At 66.6% G+C, this 17,156-nt stretch carries 19 protein-coding genes; 3 read left to right on the forward strand and 16 right to left on the reverse strand.

The features are described 5' to 3' along the window. Together D620_RS0114045 and D620_RS0114050 are read left to right on the forward strand one after the other, a co-directional pair. Positions 1-442: GcrA family cell cycle regulator (locus D620_RS0114045; protein WP_017666449.1), on the forward strand; the 442-nt coding region annotated here is incomplete at its 5' end. A 279-nt stretch (positions 443-721) separates the two neighbouring features. Next, positions 722-1,687 (forward strand): DUF481 domain-containing protein, encoded by a 966-nt coding sequence (locus D620_RS0114050; protein WP_017666450.1) that lies wholly within the window; start codon positions 722-724, stop codon positions 1,685-1,687. Here D620_RS0114050 and D620_RS0114055 read toward each other — a convergent pair. The 5 genes from D620_RS0114055 to D620_RS0114075 all read right to left on the reverse strand — a co-directional run bounded on the left by D620_RS0114055 (position 1,675) and on the right by D620_RS0114075 (position 6,707). Continuing rightward, positions 1,675-2,355 (reverse strand): hypothetical protein, encoded by a 681-nt coding sequence (locus tag D620_RS0114055; protein ID WP_017666451.1) that lies wholly within the window; start codon positions 2,353-2,355, stop codon positions 1,675-1,677. The genes D620_RS0114050 and D620_RS0114055 overlap by 13 nt on opposite strands. A 74-nt stretch (positions 2,356-2,429) precedes the next feature. Further along, a complete protein-coding gene (pnp, locus tag D620_RS0114060) occupies positions 2,430-4,739 on the reverse strand; it encodes a polyribonucleotide nucleotidyltransferase (RefSeq protein ID WP_017666452.1) in 2,310 nt (769 codons plus the stop codon). 178 nt (positions 4,740-4,917) lie between these two features. Continuing rightward, entirely contained in the window at positions 4,918-5,187 is a 270-nt protein-coding gene (gene rpsO, locus D620_RS0114065; protein ID WP_017666453.1) for a 30S ribosomal protein S15, read from the reverse strand. Between the two features lie 12 nt (positions 5,188-5,199). Next, complete coding sequence (truB, locus tag D620_RS0114070) at positions 5,200-6,135, reverse strand: tRNA pseudouridine(55) synthase TruB (protein ID WP_017666454.1); 936 nt, start codon at positions 6,133-6,135, stop codon at positions 5,200-5,202. Then, positions 6,132-6,707: a thymidine kinase gene (locus D620_RS0114075; protein WP_017666455.1), complete on the reverse strand. Its 576-nt coding sequence runs from the start codon at positions 6,705-6,707 to the stop codon at positions 6,132-6,134. The genes truB and D620_RS0114075 overlap by 4 nt, the downstream gene beginning before the upstream one ends. 80 nt (positions 6,708-6,787) lie before the next feature. Here D620_RS0114075 and D620_RS0114080 point away from each other — a divergent pair, with 80 nt between their 5' ends. Then, positions 6,788-7,366 (forward strand): YceI family protein, encoded by a 579-nt coding sequence (locus D620_RS0114080; protein ID WP_017666456.1) that lies wholly within the window; start codon positions 6,788-6,790, stop codon positions 7,364-7,366. Here D620_RS0114080 and rbfA read toward each other — a convergent pair. The 11 genes from rbfA to pspF form a co-directional block, all read right to left on the reverse strand. Continuing rightward, complete coding sequence (gene rbfA, locus D620_RS0114085; RefSeq protein WP_017666457.1) at positions 7,363-7,779, reverse strand: 30S ribosome-binding factor RbfA; 417 nt, start codon at positions 7,777-7,779, stop codon at positions 7,363-7,365. The two genes, D620_RS0114080 and rbfA, sit on opposite strands and share 4 nt — an antisense overlap. Next, positions 7,779-8,153 (reverse strand): helix-turn-helix transcriptional regulator, encoded by a 375-nt coding sequence (locus D620_RS0114090; RefSeq protein ID WP_017666458.1) that lies wholly within the window; start codon positions 8,151-8,153, stop codon positions 7,779-7,781. The genes rbfA and D620_RS0114090 overlap by 1 nt, the downstream gene beginning before the upstream one ends. Positions 8,154-8,157: 4 nt before the next feature. After that, positions 8,158-8,403 carry a type II toxin-antitoxin system RelE family toxin gene (locus D620_RS0114095; protein WP_026092230.1) on the reverse strand — a complete coding sequence of 82 codons (246 nt, stop codon included), beginning with the start codon at positions 8,401-8,403 and terminating at the stop codon, positions 8,158-8,160. A gap of 51 nt (positions 8,404-8,454) precedes the next feature. After that, entirely contained in the window at positions 8,455-8,898 is a 444-nt protein-coding gene (locus D620_RS0114100) for a PaaI family thioesterase (protein ID WP_017666460.1), read from the reverse strand. A 138-nt stretch (positions 8,899-9,036) separates the two neighbouring features. Next, positions 9,037-11,604 (reverse strand): translation initiation factor IF-2, encoded by a 2,568-nt coding sequence (infB, locus tag D620_RS0114105; protein ID WP_017666461.1) that lies wholly within the window; start codon positions 11,602-11,604, stop codon positions 9,037-9,039. A gap of 9 nt (positions 11,605-11,613) precedes the next feature. Continuing rightward, positions 11,614-12,393 (reverse strand): DUF448 domain-containing protein, encoded by a 780-nt coding sequence (locus D620_RS15460; RefSeq protein WP_081596618.1) that lies wholly within the window; start codon positions 12,391-12,393, stop codon positions 11,614-11,616. Continuing rightward, entirely contained in the window at positions 12,374-14,002 is a 1,629-nt protein-coding gene (nusA, locus tag D620_RS0114115) for a transcription termination factor NusA (RefSeq protein ID WP_026092231.1), read from the reverse strand. Before nusA ends, D620_RS15460 begins: the two co-directional genes overlap by 20 nt. Then, a complete protein-coding gene (rimP, locus tag D620_RS0114120) occupies positions 13,999-14,565 on the reverse strand; it encodes a ribosome maturation protein RimP (RefSeq protein ID WP_017666464.1) in 567 nt (188 codons plus the stop codon). Before rimP ends, nusA begins: the two co-directional genes overlap by 4 nt. A gap of 164 nt (positions 14,566-14,729) precedes the next feature. Continuing rightward, entirely contained in the window at positions 14,730-15,140 is a 411-nt protein-coding gene (locus tag D620_RS15465) for a hypothetical protein (protein ID WP_017666465.1), read from the reverse strand. An 80-nt stretch (positions 15,141-15,220) separates the two neighbouring features. Continuing rightward, a complete protein-coding gene (locus D620_RS0114130) occupies positions 15,221-15,628 on the reverse strand; it encodes a PilZ domain-containing protein (protein ID WP_017666466.1) in 408 nt (135 codons plus the stop codon). Between the two features lie 332 nt (positions 15,629-15,960). Then, positions 15,961-17,007, reverse strand: coding sequence for a phage shock protein operon transcriptional activator (gene pspF, locus D620_RS0114135; protein ID WP_017666467.1), 1,047 nt, complete (start codon positions 17,005-17,007; stop codon positions 15,961-15,963). Positions 17,008-17,156 lie beyond the last annotated feature (149 nt).

Raw genomic sequence — 17,156 nt, forward strand, 5'->3', positions numbered from 1 at the left:
CGCTGCCGCTGCCGCTGCCGCCGCCGCCGCCCCTGCCGCACCGCGCGCCGCCGAGCCGGCCCCGGCGGCTGACAGTGCCGCGCCCGCAGCCCCTGCCGAGAACCTCCCCAAGATCGTCTCGGTCGGCCCGGGCGGCTTCCTGCGCCAGGGTCCGGGCGACCAGCAGGCACCGATCCCGCCCGCTCCGCCGCGCCGTCTGGTGCCCGCCAAGCCAAGCCCCGAGATCGCCGGCAAGACCAGCCTGCTCGACCTGTCCGACAAGGTGTGCCGCTGGCCGATGGGCCACCCGGGCGAGCCCGACTTCCACTTCTGCGGAGAGCAGGTGAACCCCGGCTTCCCCTATTGCGTCGAGCATTGCGGCCGCGCCTACCAGGCCCAGCTGCCGCGCGGCGTGCGCCGTCCGCCCCCGCCGCTGCCCTTTGGCGGCCCCCGGGTCCGCTGACGCCCGCCCCGATTCGCGCCGTCTCCGCCCCGCCTCGCTCCGCGCGAGGAGCGTTGTAGGAGACACATGAGACACTGTCCTGGGCACGAAATCCTGCCCCTGCATCGGGCGCCTGTGCGCTCGCCGGATGCAGGGAAAAGACGCGGGTTTCTGCCATGATGCGATAGTGCCGCAATCAAGTTGCTGTAGGAAAGCGCTTTTGTCCGGGGCATGCGCAGGCCATCTTGCCCTTGCCCCTTGCGCGCCGCTATTGAGGGGCTGGCCGAAGGGAGCGCTAACATGACCGCCGGACGCATCACCAGCATCACCAGCATCGCCATCGCCGCCGCGCTCGCCAGCGCTGCTACCCCCGCGCTCGCCGAACTGCCCGGACCGGTGCGCGCGATGATCGACGCGGCGATTGCCACGGGCGATGAAGCCAAGGTGCGCACCGTCGCCGACCTCGCCAGGCAGACCAACCCGGCCGACACTGCCGAAATCGACGCTCTCGTCGCCAGTTTCAACACCGCGCTCTCCGCGCGCAAAAAGGCCGAGGAGGAGGCCAAGCTCGCCGCATTGCGCGAGGCGGACCTGTTCGACAACTGGAGCGGCCGGGGCGAGCTTGGCGGCTTCCGCTCCACCGGCAACACCTCCAACACCGGCTTCACCGCCGGGCTCTCGCTCGAACGGCAGGGAATCAAGTGGCGCCACCGCCTGACGGGGCGCGCCGATTACCAGCGCGCCAGCGGGGTCACCACGCGCGAGCAGTTCCTGGCGCGCTACGAGCCCAATGTGAACGTCTCGGACAATTTCTACGTCTATGCCCTCGCCCAGTACGAGCGCGACCGCTTCCAGGGCTATACCGGGCGCTATGCCGTCTCGGGCGGGATGGGCTACCAGGCGATCAAGGGCAAGGACGTGCAGCTGTCGCTGAAGGCCGGCCCCGCTTACCGCGTGACGCAATTCACCGACGGGCGCAGCGAGGACCGCATCGCCGGGCTGCTGGCGCTCGATTTCGACTGGCAGATCACCGAAAGGCTGAAGTTCACGCAGGACACCAACGCGGTCGCGGAAACCGGGGGATCGGCGATCGCGATCATCGATTCGCGCAACACCTCGATCGACCTTGTGACCGGGCTCGATGCGGCGATCGCCAAAAAGCTGAAGGCGCGGTTGTCCTATGCGGTCGAATACGACAGCAACCCCGCGCCGGGCGCGGTGCAGACCGACACGCTGAGCCGCGTGACGCTGATCTATGATTTCTGAGCGAACCAGATGATATGGTGCGCGCCCTTGTTGCCCGGGCGCGAGCGGACGTTCCATTCAGTGACTTGGAGCCCGGTATCGTAGAGCCGCTTGCGGAAGGCAGGGTCGGGCCCTGCCGACCACACCGCCAGAATCCCGCCGGGGGTCAGGGCATCGCGCGCCTTGGCAAGGCCGGTGCGCGAATAGATGCGGTTGTTGGCATCGCGCACGATCCCGTCGGGGCCATTGTCGACATCCAGAAGGATGGCATCGAATTTGTCGCAAGTGCCGTCGTTCGCGTCATCGATCAGCGCGGCGACATCGCAGATCTTAAGGTCAAGGCGGGGGTCGGCGAGGCCCTCGCCCGTCAGCGCCGCCATCGGGCCCTTGGCCCAGTCGATGATCGCCTCGGAAATCTCGGCGACCACGATCTGCGCCCGCGCGCCGAGCTTCGCGGCCGCTGCGCGATAGGTGAATCCCATGCCGTAGCCGCCGATCAGCAGCCGCGCATTGTCCTTGCCCAGCCGGTCGATGGTGAGGTCGGCGAGCTGTTCTTCGGAGAACCGCATCCGCGTGCTCATCAGCTCGTTGCGGCCCATCACGATCATGAAGTGCCCGGCATGGGTGTAGAGTTCGAGGGTGACGCCGTCCTCGATCCGGGCGGTGTCTACAAGCAAGCGCTGGAGCATTGTCGTCCGTGTCCAAATGCAAGGCCGCCCGGATCGCTCCGGGCGGCCTCTTGTTCATACCTCAGGTGAGGCGATCAGTCCTTCAGGAAGTCGGGGAGCCCCGCCGGACCGCTGTCGCGTTCGCGGCCGCCCCGATCACCACCGCGGTCGCCGCCGCGTCCGCCGCGATCGCCACCGCGACCACGGTCGCCGCCGCCACGGGGCCCGCGACGATCGCCGCGATCACCACGGTCGCCGCGATCACTGCGCGGTTCGCGCGGCTCGCGGGGGGGGCGGGTGTCCTCCAGCTCTTCGCCGGTTTCCTGGTCGACCACGCGCATCGACAGGCGGACCTTGCCGCGCTGGTCGATCTCGAGGACCTTGACCTTCACTTCCATGCCTTCGGAGACGACATCGGTCGGCTTCTCGACCCGCTCGTTCTTCATTTCGCTGACGTGGACGAGACCGTCCTTGCCGCCCATGAAGTTCACGAAGGCGCCGAAATCGACGATGTTGACGACCTTGCCGTTGTAGATCTTGCCAACTTCGGCTTCCTCGACGATGCCGAGGATCCACTTCTTCGCCGCTTCGATCTCGTCGAGGTTGGAGGACGAGATCTTGATCACGCCTTCATCGTCGATATCGACCTTGGCGCCGGTTTCGGCGACGATCTCGCGGATCACCTTGCCGCCCGTTCCGATGACGTCGCGGATCTTCGACTTGTCGATCTGGATCGTCTCGATGCGCGGCGCGTGCTTCGACACTTCGGTGCGCGCACCGGTCAGCGCCTTGGCCATTTCGCCCAGGATGTGCATGCGGCCGGCCTTGGCCTGCTCCAGCGCCTTGGCCATGATTTCCTGCGTGATGCCGGCGATCTTGATGTCCATCTGCATCGTGGTGATGCCTTCGGCGGTCCCGGCCACCTTGAAGTCCATGTCGCCGAGGTGGTCTTCATCGCCCAGGATGTCCGACAGGACGGCGAATTCGTCACCTTCGAGGATCAGGCCCATGGCGATTCCGCTGACCGGCGCCTTCACCGGAACGCCCGCGTCCATCATCGACAGGCACCCGCCGCACACGGTCGCCATCGAGGACGAGCCGTTGGATTCGGTGATGTCGGAGAGCACGCGGATGGTGTAGGGGAAGTCTTCCTTGCTCGGCAGCACGGGGTTCAATGCGCGCCAGGCGAGCTTGCCGTGACCGACTTCGCGGCGACCGGGCGCGCCGAAGCGGCCCACTTCACCGACCGAATAGGGCGGGAAGTTGTAGTGCAGCATGAAGCTGGAATAGCTGAGGCCTTCGAGCCCGTCGATCATCTGCTCGGAATCCTTGGTGCCCAAGGTGGTGGTGCAGATCGCCTGGGTTTCGCCGCGGGTGAACAGCGAGGAGCCATGGGTGCGCGGCAGGAAGCCGACGATCGCTTCGATCGGGCGGACCTGATCGAGCTTGCGGCCATCGATGCGCGCGCCTTCCTTGAGGATGGCGGTGCGCACGATATCGGCTTCCACCTTCTTCATGGTCTTGATCGCGACCATCTGGGTCTGCGGGGTTTCCTCGGCGAAGGCCGCCTTGGCCTTGGCCCGCGCCTCGTTCAGCGCATTGGAGCGCGCCGACTTGTCGGTGAGCTTGTAGGCTGCGGCGATATCCGCGCCGACGAGGTCCTTGAGCTTCGCCTTGATGTCGGCGGTGTTGTCGCTGACGTCGACGTCCCACGGATCCTTGGCGGCCTTCTCGGCCAGCTCGACGATCGCGCCGATGACCTTGCGGATTGCGTCATGCGCGAACATGACGGCGCCGAGCATTTCGGCTTCGGTCAGTTCCTTGGCTTCGGACTCGACCATCATCACGGCCTTGTCGGTCGCGGCGACCACGAGGTCGAGACGGCCCTCGGCGAGCGCCTTGTCCTGCTTCGGGTTGAGGACATATTCGCCCTCGATGAAGCCGACGCGCGCGGCGCCGATCGGGCCCATGAAGGGCACGCCCGAGATGGTCAGCGCCGCTGACGCCGCGATCATCGCGACGATATCGGCCTCGGTCTCGCCGTCGAACGACAGGACCTGCGCGATCACGTTGATCTCGTTATAGAAGCCTTCGGGGAACAGCGGGCGGATCGGACGGTCGATCAGGCGGCTGGTGAGCGTTTCCTTCTCGGTCGCGCCGCGTTCACGCTTGAAGAAGCCGCCGGGGATACGGCCGGCAGCCGAGAATTTTTCCTGATAGTGGACGGTGAGCGGGAAGAAGTCCTGGCCTTCCTTGACGCTCTTGGCGGCGGTGACGGCGCACAGCACCACGGTTTCGCCATAGGTCGCAAGCACTGCGCCATCGGCCTGACGGGCAATGCGCCCGGTTTCCAGAGTGAGGGTCTTTCCGCCCCACTCCAGCGATACGGTTTTCGTGTCGAACATTGGTTTTCCTTCTGACCCGCGCGGCCATATTGCCATCGCGGGGCCTCATGTGCCGGGGAAACAACCGTCCCGGTCCGGTTAGGGGCGCTGGTCTGGCCCCGAGGCGCGGCAGACCGGATGCCTGCCAAGCCCCACATGCAAAAAAGGGCGGCCCTTGAGCCGCCCCCTCGCAAAACTCTTACTTACGCAGACCCAGCTTCTGGATCAGGGCGTTGTAGCGCTCGACGTCCTTCTTCTTGAGATAGGCGAGCAGCGTGCGACGCTTGTTCACCATCATCAACAGGCCGCGGCGCGAGTGGTTGTCCTTGTGGTGATCCTTGAAGTGCTCGGTGAGGTTGCGGATGCGCTCGGTGAGGATCGCGACCTGGACTTCCGGGCTGCCGGTGTCCTTGGGATCACGGGCGTTCGAGGTGATGATTTCCTGCTTCTTTTCGGCGGTCACCGACATATCAATTCTCTCTTACTCAGCGACATCGGGAAGGTTGAACCCGCGCACGACCGTGGCCGTGCCATCCGAAATTTCCATCAGCGCGACCGGAACCGTGCCCAGTTTCGCCAGATAGAGCCCGGATGAGTGGGGCATGCCAGACAGCACCCGGCCCTGTCGGACCGCCTGCGCGCTTGTCTGGTCGAGTGCGAGGGCCGGGATGTCGTCCAGCCCCGCCTCCAGCGGCAGGAGGAGGTGTTCAAGGCCCCGTGCCTTAGCGCTTTCCTCCAGCAAGTCCAGCGAAATCGCCTGTTCCTCGCGGAAGGGCCCAGCCTTGATGCGCCTCAAGTAGGTGACATGGCCGCAGGTGCCAAGGGCATGGGCGATGTCGCGCGCGAGGGAGCGGATATAGGTGCCCTTGGAGACGTGCACCCGCAAGGTGGCATATTGCTCGCTGGGGTCCCACTCGCCGACGAAGCCCTCCGCGACATACTCCCAACCGTAGATCGTGACCTTGCGAGACGGCAGCGCAACCTCCTCGCCGCGCCGCGCAAGGTCATAAGCGCGCGCGCCATCGATCTTGAGCGCCGAATAGACGGGCGGGATCTGCTCGATCTCGCCGGTGAAGCGCTGTTCAAGCACGGTTTCGACAGGCCCGAACCCCGGCTGAACATCGCTGGTCGCGATCACCGTCCCCTCGGTGTCGAGCGTGTCCGTCTCCCGCCCGAACTGCACGGTGAACTCATATATTTTGGAGGCATCCAGCATCCGCCCGGCAAGCTTGGTCGCCTCGCCCAGCGCGATCGGCAGCACGCCTTCGGCGAGCGGATCGAGCGTCCCGCCGTGGCCGACCTTCGTTTTCGCATAGCCGTTCTGCCGCAGCACCCGCTTGACCGCGCTCACCCCTTGGGTGCTGCCCATCCCGCGCGGCTTGTCGAGGATCAGCCAGCCTGAGAGAGGAGCGGTCATCCGTTCAGGGCTGCCGAAAAATGCCTGCGGCACAGCGCGACATAGCGGTCGTTCCCGCCGATCTCGGTCTGCTGGCCCTGCCGCACCGCCGCGCCACTTTCATCGACGCGCAGGTTCATCGTCGCCTTGCGCCCGCAGTGGCACACGGCTTTCAGCTCCACCAGTGCGTCCGCGATCCCCAGCAGCACCGCCGAACCGGGGAACAGCGCGCCCTGGAAGTCGGTGCGCAGGCCATAGCACAGCACCGGAATGCCGCCCTCGTCCGCCAGTCTTGCCAACTGCCACACCTGATCTGCCGTCAGGAACTGCGCCTCGTCGACCAGCACGCAATCGAGCTTGCCCGCGTCATGCACGGCGTTCACCTCGGCCCACAGAGCGGTTTCGGGCGTGAACTGGTGCGCCTCGCTCTCCAATCCGATGCGGCTCCTCACCATCCCGGCCGAGCGGCTGTCGAGCGCGGCGGTCCACAGCATGGTGCGCATGCCCCGCTCGCGGTAATTGAAATCGGCCTGCAACAGGTGCGAGCTTTTGCCTGCATTCATGCTGGCGTAGTAGAAGTAGAGCTTGGCCATCGCGGCTGCCTAACGCTTTGCCGCCTGCGCGGCGAGCGCGATGTGAACCTTTTGCGCAAGTCGTGCGTATGGGAGAAGGTATGACGAGCCCCCTCACCCGCCTTTTTCTGCTGCCGCTGATCGCGGCGCTGGCGCTGGCCGCTGCGCCTGCCGTGCCGCAGCGCTACACGCTCGATGCCTCGGCGAGCAATGTCTCGGCCAAGGTGCCCTTCTTCGGCCTCGCCAGCAAGACCGCGCGGTTCCCCCGGATGGAGGGCGCGGTGACGATCGTGCCCGGCGCACCCGAAAAGGCGATGATCGACGTCACCTTCGATGCCACCGCGATCCAGGCGCCCGATAGCGTCACCCTTGCAAGGCTGCGGGGCGACAAGTTCTTCTGGGTCGAGAAATATCCCTCGATCCGCTTCACCGGCCGCTCGCTGAAACTGGCGAGCGCCACGAAGGGCACGGTGTCGGGCGATTTGACTGCGCGCGGGGTGACGAAGCCAGCGACGCTCGCCGTGACCTTCGATGCCGATCCGGTGCGCAATGCCGGAAAGCCGGTAAGCTTCACCGGGACGACGACCATCGACCGGCGGCAGTTCGGGATGACGTCCTATCAGCTGATCGTCGGCAACAAGGTCGACATCACGCTGAAGGCGCGGATGGTGCCGCGCTAGCCGGCCCCGTCCTGGTCCTCCTCGTCGTCGAGATCGCGCGCCACCTTGGGGTCGCGCAGCAGGGCTTCGATGCGGTCAGCCTCGGCGAAACTTTCGTCCTTGCGGAACTTCAGCTTGGGGGCGAATTTGAGGCCCAGTCGCTGGGCGACCTCGCGCTGGAGGAAGGCAGTGTTCTGCCTGAGGGCGTGGACGACGTCCTCGTCGCCCGCCCCCAGCAAGGGCTTCACGTAAGCGGTCGCATGGCGCAGGTCCGGGGTCATGCGCACCTCGGTGACCGATATGTGCGATGCGCTCACCACATCATCATGCACCTCGCCGCGCGCGAGCAGTTCCGAGAGGATATGCCGCACCCGCTCGCCGACCTTGAGGACGCGGACCGATTGCTGCTGCGCGGTGAAGGGTTGCTTTGCCATCAATCGAGCGGGAGGATGTCGTCGACCGTCACCTTGAGCGCATCAGCCAGCGCGCGCCAAGTGGCGGGCTTGCCGTGCGCCTTGTCGTTCTCAAGCTGCGAAACCATTGCCTTGTTGACGCCCGACACCTCGGCGAGACGGTTGAGGCTTAGCCCGCGGTATTCACGCCACACGCGCAAGGCATTTTCGCCGTCGATAAGCCGGTCTACCAGTGATGATGGCACATATTCCTCGCCAGCAGCTCGCCGACGATCTGCCTCGGCAGCGAGCTGACAGTCCTCCCGCTCCTCCGCCGCTTCCAGAAGTGCTTCATAATCAGCGATCGCCAACACAGCCATCTTTTTGCCGTCGATCTCGATAAACTGGGCTGTCATCGCCTCATTCCCTGTATGCGCCGCCGCACGGCACGACTTCCTTGATCTCCACAAAACCGTCGCGAAATTCGAAGATCACCCGCCAATCCTGAACGCGCAAGCGATTATCCCCACGTCCTGACAACGCCTTGATATTGGCACTCAGCGCGAGTGGATCACGAGCCAAGAGCTGGATCTTTTCCCGGATCAGCTCGCGCTTGTTACACCGGCGCAAGGCCCTCGTGGCGTTCGGAGAGTTTCGGACTTCCACCACACGTGTTTAGCTTTTCAGAACACCGCACGCAAGCCGTGATCGCGCTTGCTACCCCATCCCCGTGTCGGTCGCGGTCGGGCGCGGGGTCGGGATCGCGGTGGAGGTGGCGCGGGCGTAGACCGTCCCGTCCTCGGCGAAGAGTTCGCCCTCCAGAAAGATCACCCGCTGGCCCGCTTTCACCACCCGGCCCTTGGCCGTGATCGTCGCGCCCTCGGGGATCAGGCGGATGAGGCTCATGGAAATGTCGAGGTTGAGCGGTGCCATGACGCCGCCGGTCGCCGCGACATAGGCATAGCCCATCACGTCATCGAGATAGCCCGCGACCAGCCCGCCTTGCACGCCCCCGCGCCAGGTGCAGACCTCGCGCTTGACGGTAAAGCGCATGGTGACGGTCTGGCTCGCCGCGTCGAAGCCGACGAACTCGCTGCCGAGCAGCGCCGTGTGGGGCGACTGCCCGGCATCGTCTGGGTGATGTGGATCGTTCAGGCTCATTCGGCTCCCTTACCCCCTCCCGCCTGCGGGAGGAGCGCGAGACTTGCCAGCTTGCTGGCTAGTCGCAGCGGGGTGGGCATCCGGCGCGCGCGGCTCGGGCCCACCCCCGGCCCCTCCCGCGAGCGGGAGGGGTGATTATCACAGCGTCCGCTCACGCTCCTCGACCGAGAAGACTTCGAGGTTGTCGCCCGGCTTGATGTCGTTGGTGTCTTCCAGCACCACGCCGCATTCGAGACCGGCGCGGACCTCGTCCACATCGTCCTTGAAGCGCCTGAGCGAGGCGATCTTGGTGGCCGAGACGATGACATCCTGACGGGTGAGACGCGCGAACAGACCCTTGCGGATCGCGCCTTCGAGAACCAGCAGACCGGCCGCCTTGTCCTTCTTGCCCGCCGGGAAGACCTGCTTGACCTCGGCGCGCCCGACCACGGTTTCGATCCGCTCCGGCCCCAATTCGCCCGCCATCTCCTTGGCGACTGCGTCGGTGAGGTGATAGATGACGTCGTAATACATCATCCGCACCCCGTCGCGCTTCACCAGGTCGCGCGCCTTGGCGTTGGGGCGCACGTTGAAGCCGATGATCGGCGCCTTCGAGGCCGCCGCCAGCAGCACGTCGCTCTCGGTGATCGCGCCCACGCCCGCATTCAAAACGCGCACCTTGATCTCGTCGTTCGAGAGATTGTGGAGCGCGTTGACGATCGCTTCGACCGAGCCCTGCACATCCGCCTTCACCACCACCGGGAATTCGATGACGTTGGAGGCGAGGCCTGCAAACATCGTGTCGAAATTGGTCGGCGCCAGCGCGGTGCGCTTCTCGGTCGCCAGCTCCTGACGGTACTTGGCGACCTCGCGGGCGCGCTGCTCGTTCTCGACCACGGTGAGGTTGTCGCCCGCGGACGGCACCCCGCCAAGGCCGAGCACCTCGACCGGCATCGAGGGGCCGGCTTCCTTCAATTGCTGGCCCTTGTCGTCGACGATCGCGCGCACCTTGCCGCTTTGCGTGCCGACCACGAAGGTATCGCCGCGCTTGAGCGTCCCGCGGGTGACGAGCACGGTCGCAACCGGCCCGCGGCCCTTGTCGAGCTGGGCTTCGATCACGGTCGCCTCGGCATCGCGGTCGGGGCGGGCCTTCAATTCGAGCAGTTCGGCTTGCAATCCGATCGCCTCGATCAGCTGGTCGAGCCCGGCGCCGGTCTTGGCCGAGACTTCCACGTCCTGCACATCGCCCGACATCGCCTCGACGACGATTTCGTGCTCGAGCAGACGCTCGCGGATCTTCTGCGGGTTGAACTCGGGCTTGTCCGACTTGGTGATCGCAACGATCATCGGCACGCCGGCCGCCTTGGTGTGGTTGATCGCCTCGATGGTCTGCGGCATCAGCCCGTCATCGCCCGCGACCACCAGAATGACGATGTCGGTGACGTTCGCCCCGCGCATGCGCATCTCGGTGAAGGCCGCGTGGCCGGGGGTGTCGAGGAAGGTGATCTTCTGCTTGTCCTTGGTGGTGATCTGGTAGGCGCCGATGTGCTGGGTGATGCCCCCGGCCTCGCCCTTCACCACATCCGTGCCGCGCAGGGCATCGAGCAGGCTGGTCTTGCCGTGGTCGACATGGCCCATGATCGTCACCACCGGCGGTCGCGGCTGCTGCGTCTCGACCGGATCTTCATCGGCGCTGGTGTCGATATCGACATCGCTCGCGGAAACGCGGGTGATGTTGTGGCCGAATTCCTCGACCAGCAGTTCGGCGGTGTCCTGGTCGATGGTCTGGTTGACCGTGACCATCATGCCCATGTTGAACAGCGCCTTCACGAGGTCCGCGCCCTTTTCGGCCATGCGGTTGGCAAGTTCGCTGACGGTGATCGCCTCGGGGACAACCACATCGCGCACCTGCTTCTCGCGCGGCTTGCTGGGGCCGCCCTGACCGCGGCGTTCCTTCTCGCGCGCACGCTTCAATGCGGCGAGGCTGCGCGCACGGCGGCCTTCGTCCTCGTTCAAGGCGCGGGTGACGGTGAGCTTGCCCGACCGGCGGTTGTCCTTGCCCTCGTCGGCCGGCGCGGCGCGCTTGTCGTCCTTCTTCTTTGGCTTGGCCTCGAGGACTGCGGGCCGCTTGGGCTCGGGGCGTTCGACGGGCGTGAAGCGGCGCGCGGCGGGGACCGCGGCAGCACTGCTTGCAGGGGCCGCTTCGGGCGCCTCTGGCGCGGCGGCGGCCGGCGCGGCAGCCTCGGGCGCGGGCGCGGGCGAAGCGGGCGCGCTGGCAGCCTCGGCGCGCTGGCGCTCGGCCTCTTCCTCGGCGCGGGCGCGTTCCTCGGCGCGGCGGCGTTCGTCCTCTTCGGCGCGCGCGCGTTCCTCGTCCTCGCGCTTGCGGGCTTCCTCGGCGAGACGCAGGCGCTCTTCCTCGGCTTCGAGCTGGAGGCGCTTGACGCGCTCCTGCGGGGTCTCGCCCGCCGGAGCCGGACGCGCGGGCTTGGGAGCGGGCGCAGGCGCGGGCGGCGGAGGCGGCGGCGGCGGCGGAGCGGCCACGACCGGTTCGGGCGCGGGCGGCGGAGCCGCTTCACCAGGCTTGCCGAGCACGCGGCGGCGCTTCACCTCGACCACCACCTTGTTGGTGCGGCCGTGGCTGAAGGTCTGCTTGACCTCGCCCGCATCCACCGACCGCTTGAGGCCGAGGGGTTTGCGGGTGCGCTGGTTGTCGTTGTCGTCGCTCATTATCGCTCGTCAGTCCTTCACGTATTCGTCAATTGCCGTTGCCCCGCCCGAAGACCGGCCAGCGTCGCCGGGCAGGTCCCGGCCGTCATCATGCGTCGCTCTCGTCCGATCATTCCCGGCGAAATGCACCAGCCGGGAGACCGCCTGGAGCACGCGCTGTGCGGCGCGCATATCACCGGGATGGCCGGCGACCCCAAGGTGGACCACGTTGTCGCGGCCCAATGCCACAGACAGCGCGGTGCGGTCCAGAGGCAAGACCGTGCCGCGTTCGCCCGAGCCTTCGGCGTCATTGCCGACGCGCCAGGCCTGATCGAGCTTGCGCCGCCCGTCCTCGCTGGAATCGCTGGCATGGAGCAGCACGGCGATCCGCCCGCTCCTCGCCTGCTCCTCGATCCGGGCCGAACCCATCACGATGTTACCGGAACGCAGTTCGAGCCCGAGCCGATCGCCGAGATGCCGCGCCAGCGCCGCCTCGATGCGTGCGGGCAGATCGTCGGGGATGGCCAGAGGCGCACCCTTGAAGGCGCGCATCAGCGCCTTCCTGAGGTGGCCATCGGCAAGCGCAGCTTCAAGCTCGGCGCGGGTGACGCCGATCCACGCACCGCGCCCCGGGGCCTTGGCCGCGGCATCGGGCAGCACCAGCCCGTCCGGCGCAATCGCCAGACGCACCAGCCTATCCCGCGCCGAGGTCTCCCCGGAGAGGATGCAACGCCGCTCGCTCTCCGCCTTGGCGGAGGGCGACGGGCTAGCGATGTCGGACGTCAGGCGCTCATTGGGTGGAGTCCGCATGGGCGGCCTCCTCAACAGGCTCGTCTTCGAACCAGTGCGCGCGCGCAGCCATGATGATCTCGTTGCCCTGCTCTTCCGAGAGGCCATATTCGCCGAGCACCCCGCCCTTGTCGCTTTCGCGCTGCGGACGGCGCTGCGGCGGGCCATCGGCCGCGGCGCGGCGACGCGGTGCTTCGCGCTTCTTGGCGATCAGCTCGTCGGTGGCGAGATCGGCGAGATCGTCCAATGTCTTGATCCCCGCCTTGCCGAGCGTGACCAGCATCGCTTCGGTAAGGTGCGGGATTTCCGCGAGCGCATCCTCGACGCCGAGACCCCGGCGCACTTCGCGGTGCGCGGCTTCCTGACGTTCGAGCGCTTCCAATGCACGGCTCTGGAGTTCCTCGGCGAGTTCCTCGTCAAAGCCTTCGATGCTCGCCAGTTCGGCGAGGTCCACGTAAGCCACTTCCTCCAGCTCGGCGAAGCCTTCGGCGACCAGCAGCTGCGAGAGGGTCTCGTCCACGTCGAGCTCTTCCTCGAACATCTTGGAACGCTCGGCAAATTCCTTGGAGCGCTTCTCGGACGCCTCTTCCTCGGTCATGATGTCGATCTGGTGGCCGGTGAGCTGGCTCGCCAATCGGACGTTCTGGCCGCGGCGGCCGATCGCGAGGCTGAGCTGGTCGTCGGGCACCACCACCTCGATGCGGCCATCATCCTCGTCGAGCACGACGCGGCTGACCGTGGCGGGCTGCAATGCGTTGACCACGAAGGTCGCGGTGTCTTCCGACCAGGGGATGATGTCGATCTTCTCGCCCTGGAGTTCCTGCACCACCGCCTGGACGCGGCTGCCCTTCATGCCGACGCAGGCGCCGACCGGATCGATGCTCGAATCGCGGCTGATCACGCCGATCTTGGCGCGGCTGCCCGGGTCGCGGGCGGCGGCCTTGATCTCGATGATGTTGTCGTAGATTTCGGGCACTTCCTGCGCGAACAGCTTCTTCATGAAGTCGGGGTGCGCGCGGCTCAGAAAGATCTGCGGCCCGCGGTTGTTGCGCTCGACCTTGGTGATCAGCGCACGCACGCGCTCGCCGACGCGGGCGGCTTCGCGGGGGATCTGCTGGTCGCGGCGGATCACGCCCTCGGCGCGGCCGAGATTGACGATGACGTGGCCGAATTCGACCGACTTGATCACGCCGGTGATGACTTCGCCCTGGCGGTCCTTGAATTCCTCGAACTGGCGCTCGCGCTCGGCATCGCGGACCTTCTGGAAGATCACCTGCTTGGCCGACTGCGCATCGATGCGCCCGAGATCGACCGGGGGCAGCGGATCGACGATGAAGTCACCCACCTTGGCGCCCGGCTGGAGCTTGTCGGCCTGCTTCAGATCGACCTGCTTGAAGTAGTCCTCGACCTCTTCGACCACCTCGACCACGCGCCACAGCGTCAGATCGCCGGTCAGCGGATCGAGCTTGGCACGAATGTCGTTTTCCGCACCGTAGCGGTTGCGCGCCGATTTCTGGATCGCCTCTTCCATCGCCTCGATGACGATCGCCTTGTCGATCATCTTTTCCGAGGCGACCGCGTTGGCGATCGCGAGGAGTTCGGCCTTGTTGGCGGAAATGGCACTCATCAGTCGTCTGCCTTCTCTGTATCTTCTTCGATGAGTTCGTCGGCCCCGCTGGTGTCCAGCGGGCGGGTGGCGGCGATCAGCGCGTCGGTGAGGACGAGCTTGGCGCTGTGAATCTGTGCAAGCGGCAGGCGCACATCGCCCGCCTTCACTTCGGCCACAAGGACCATACCATCCTCAAGGCCCCCGAGCACGCCCTTGTTGACGCGCTGGCCGTCATGGCCCTTGTCCATGACGATGCGGACCTCGTGCCCCGCCCAATTGGCAAAGTCCTTCTCGCGGGTGAGCGGACGGTCGATGCCGGGCGAGCTGACTTCGAGGTGATAGGCGCCTTCGACCAGTTCCTCGCCCACCTCCTCCGCCGCGTCGATCGCATCGGAGATGCGGCGCGAGAGGGCAGCGCACTGGTCGAGCACCAGCTGGCCGGTCGCCGGGTCCTCGGCCATGATCTGGAGCGCCATGCCGCCGTCCCTGGCTTCGGAGGGCACCATCGCCACGCGCACCAGTTCGAACCCGAGCGCGGTGGCTTCGGGCTGGATCAACCGGGTCAGGCGGGCGATATCGGTCACGCGGGTCCTTGGTTCAGGCGACATTGCGGCAATGCGGTTTCGGGCCGGCCCCGCGAGGCGCCAGCATCCAAACCTTGTTGTGACAATGTCGGGATTGGCGGTGCACCTAGTGCGCTTTGCCCGGTTTGGCAAGCCTCAACCGCCGGGGGCACTGCCGGGCGGCGCTACTTCTCGCCCGTCACCCACTTGCGCACCTGCTCGCGCAGCGCCTGGCGTTCGCGCAGTTCGAAATTCTCGGCAAAGCGGCGGATCGCGAGCACTTCGGCCTGGGCCAGCGGTTCGTCGAAGGCGACCGCATTGATCCCGCCGCCGTGGCCGGTCTCGCTGCGCACCACCATGCCGAAGGCCTCGAGCCGGCCGATTGCGATATAGCCCGATTGCCGGCACGGCGCCGGGCTGACCAGCGCGATGCGCGCGCCGCTGCGCGAAATGTCGAGGAGGATGCAGGCCTGGGTGGCGGTGATCGAGACGAAGCGCGCCGGGATCGCGAGCCGCAGACGCGCCGCGGCACGGCGGCCGATGGCCGTCTCCGAATCGTCTCGGGTCGGGGGAATGAAGTGCCCGGCGTCCGTCATCGGGCGAGGCTAACCGCAATGCGGTGAAAGTCCTTCCGCAGCCGCCTAGGGACAATCACGCGGCGGCGATCGTGCCGGGATCAGGTCGCGCGGTCGTCGCCCGTGTCGCCGGTCACCCACTTGCGGGCGGTCTCGATCAGGGCGCGCTTCTCGCGCTCCTCGAAATTCTCGTGATAGCGCCGCGTGTCGAGCACGATCGCATCGGTGAGAGGCTCGTCGAACTCGAGCGCATTGAGGCCGAATTCGCTGCGGGCGACGATCACGAAATGGTTGATCATCCCGCAGCGCAGGATCGCGCCCTCGCCTTCGCGGATCGCATCGAGGATCGCGACCTGAGCGCCGGTGCGCGAAAGGTTGAGAAGGATGCAGGTGTGCGCCTTCTCGATCGCGATAAGCTGTGCGGGCAGGCTGAGGCGCAGGCGCGGCGCCGCGCGCCGTCCGATCGGCACGGGCGGCGCATCGTCCGGCTGAGGCTTCGGGTCCACCATCCCTTGCTCCCCCCGCAGTAAACCGGGCGCCGGTTGGCCGCCGGTGACCGGTGCGCGCGACTCGGCGCCGGAAGCCGGTGCGACCGCCGTCAGCTTACCCGAAGCGGGCGTGGCTGACAAAGGGAGGGGCGGCGTTGCCGACAGATCGGACCGCATATCAGCACGCGCCCCGCCTGCGCAGGACCGATTCGTCCACGCTGCCGCGTAGAGCGCCGAATTTCCGAGAGAAATTTTCGGATAGCCTTTGCACGGTATCTTTTTGCCCCAAGTCGAACCTGAGCAATAATCGAAAAGACTTGCCAATCCGTTAGGCGCGCGCCCCGTTAGCAGCGTCAGTCCTGCCCCTCCATCAGCGCGTGCTTGCGGATGCAGTGGCGCAGCTGGTCGTAGGTCAACCCCAGCGCGCGGGCGGTCTGGCGCTGGTTCCAGCGGTGCTTGCCCAAGGCATGGGCGAGGATCGCGCGCTCGTGCGCGTCGACCGCGGCGCGCAGGTCCTCGATGGAATCGAGATTGACGCCGGCAGGCGATGGCGCGGCAAACCCTCCGGCGGGCGCGGACCCGGCCGGGGCGGCACTGCTGCGGCGGTGCTCGGGCGGGCGCGGACGCCACGGGCTGTCGAAGGGGTCGAACTGGACATGGGCGATCGGCATGTCGTCGGCCGCCCAGCGATAGACCGCGCGCTCGACCACGTTGCGCAGCTCGCGGACATTGCCCGGCCAAGGGTGATCCTCGAGTGCCTCCATGACATGCGGGGCGAAGCCCGGCCAGCGGTCCCAATCGAGTTCGGCGGCCATGCGGCGGCCGAAATATTCGGCGAGCACGCCGATATCCCCCTCGCGCACCCGCAAGGGCGGCAAGGTGATGACCTCGAAGCTGAGGCGGTCGAGCAGGTCGGCGCGGAATTCGCCGGAGGCCGCGAGCGCGGGGAGATCATCGTTGGTCGCCGCCACGATGCGCACATCGACCCGGATCGGCCGCGAGGCGCCGATGCGGGTGACCTCGCCATATTCGACCGCCCGCAGCAGCCGCTCCTGCGCGCCCATCGAGAGCGTGCCGAGCTCGTCGAGGAACAGGGTGCCGCGGTCGGCCTCCTCGAAGCGGCCGGCGCGCGATTTGGTGGCGCCGGTAAAGGCGCCGGCCTCGTGGCCGAACAGTTCGGCCTCGATCAGGGTTTCGGGCAGAGCCGCGCAGTTCATGGTGACGAGCGGTTCGTCCCAGCGGCTCGACAGGCGGTGAAGGCGTTCGGCGATCAGTTCTTTACCCGTGCCGCGTTCGCCGATGACAAGCACGGGGCGGTTCATGGAAGCGGCGCGGCTGGCGCGTTCGACCGCGTCGAGGAAGGCCCCGGATTGGCCGATGAACTGGCTCTCGAGCTTCATGTCCAAACTATAGTGAAATTCCCCAATGCTTGGCAATAGAGGCCAACGCCTTGTCCGCCCCCGACACGAAAAACCGCACAATTCCGCCATTCGCGCAGTTTGGCACGGGCCGTGCAAAATACCCGGCAAGACCACGGACACACCTGGGG

Source organism: Porphyrobacter sp. AAP82 (assembly GCF_000331285.1).
Lineage (GTDB): Bacteria > Pseudomonadota > Alphaproteobacteria > Sphingomonadales > Sphingomonadaceae > Erythrobacter.

What these genes read in the sequence shown, in the direction of transcription:
- rpsO (WP_017666453.1), bottom strand. Translation starts at nt 5,187, where the DNA reads ATGTCGGTGACCGCCGAAAAGAAGCAGGAAATCATCACCTCGAACGCC.
- D620_RS15465 (WP_017666465.1), bottom strand. Translation starts at nt 15,140, where the DNA reads ATGACGGACGCCGGGCACTTCATTCCCCCGACCCGAGACGATTCGGAG.
- truB (WP_017666454.1), bottom strand. Translation starts at nt 6,135, where the DNA reads ATGACCGCTCCTCTCTCAGGCTGGCTGATCCTCGACAAGCCGCGCGGG.
- D620_RS0114075 (WP_017666455.1), bottom strand. Translation starts at nt 6,707, where the DNA reads ATGGCCAAGCTCTACTTCTACTACGCCAGCATGAATGCAGGCAAAAGC.
- pnp (WP_017666452.1), bottom strand. Translation starts at nt 4,739, where the DNA reads ATGTTCGACACGAAAACCGTATCGCTGGAGTGGGGCGGAAAGACCCTC.
- rbfA (WP_017666457.1), bottom strand. Translation starts at nt 7,779, where the DNA reads ATGGCAAAGCAACCCTTCACCGCGCAGCAGCAATCGGTCCGCGTCCTC.
- pspF (WP_017666467.1), bottom strand. Translation starts at nt 17,007, where the DNA reads ATGAAGCTCGAGAGCCAGTTCATCGGCCAATCCGGGGCCTTCCTCGAC.
- D620_RS0114055 (WP_017666451.1), bottom strand. Translation starts at nt 2,355, where the DNA reads ATGCTCCAGCGCTTGCTTGTAGACACCGCCCGGATCGAGGACGGCGTC.
- infB (WP_017666461.1), bottom strand. Translation starts at nt 11,604, where the DNA reads ATGAGCGACGACAACGACAACCAGCGCACCCGCAAACCCCTCGGCCTC.
- D620_RS0114080 (WP_017666456.1), top strand. Translation starts at nt 6,788, where the DNA reads ATGACGAGCCCCCTCACCCGCCTTTTTCTGCTGCCGCTGATCGCGGCG.
- D620_RS15460 (WP_081596618.1), bottom strand. Translation starts at nt 12,393, where the DNA reads ATGCGGACTCCACCCAATGAGCGCCTGACGTCCGACATCGCTAGCCCG.
- D620_RS0114050 (WP_017666450.1), top strand. Translation starts at nt 722, where the DNA reads ATGACCGCCGGACGCATCACCAGCATCACCAGCATCGCCATCGCCGCC.
- D620_RS0114130 (WP_017666466.1), bottom strand. Translation starts at nt 15,628, where the DNA reads ATGGTGGACCCGAAGCCTCAGCCGGACGATGCGCCGCCCGTGCCGATC.
- D620_RS0114100 (WP_017666460.1), bottom strand. Translation starts at nt 8,898, where the DNA reads ATGAGCCTGAACGATCCACATCACCCAGACGATGCCGGGCAGTCGCCC.
- D620_RS0114090 (WP_017666458.1), bottom strand. Translation starts at nt 8,153, where the DNA reads ATGACAGCCCAGTTTATCGAGATCGACGGCAAAAAGATGGCTGTGTTG.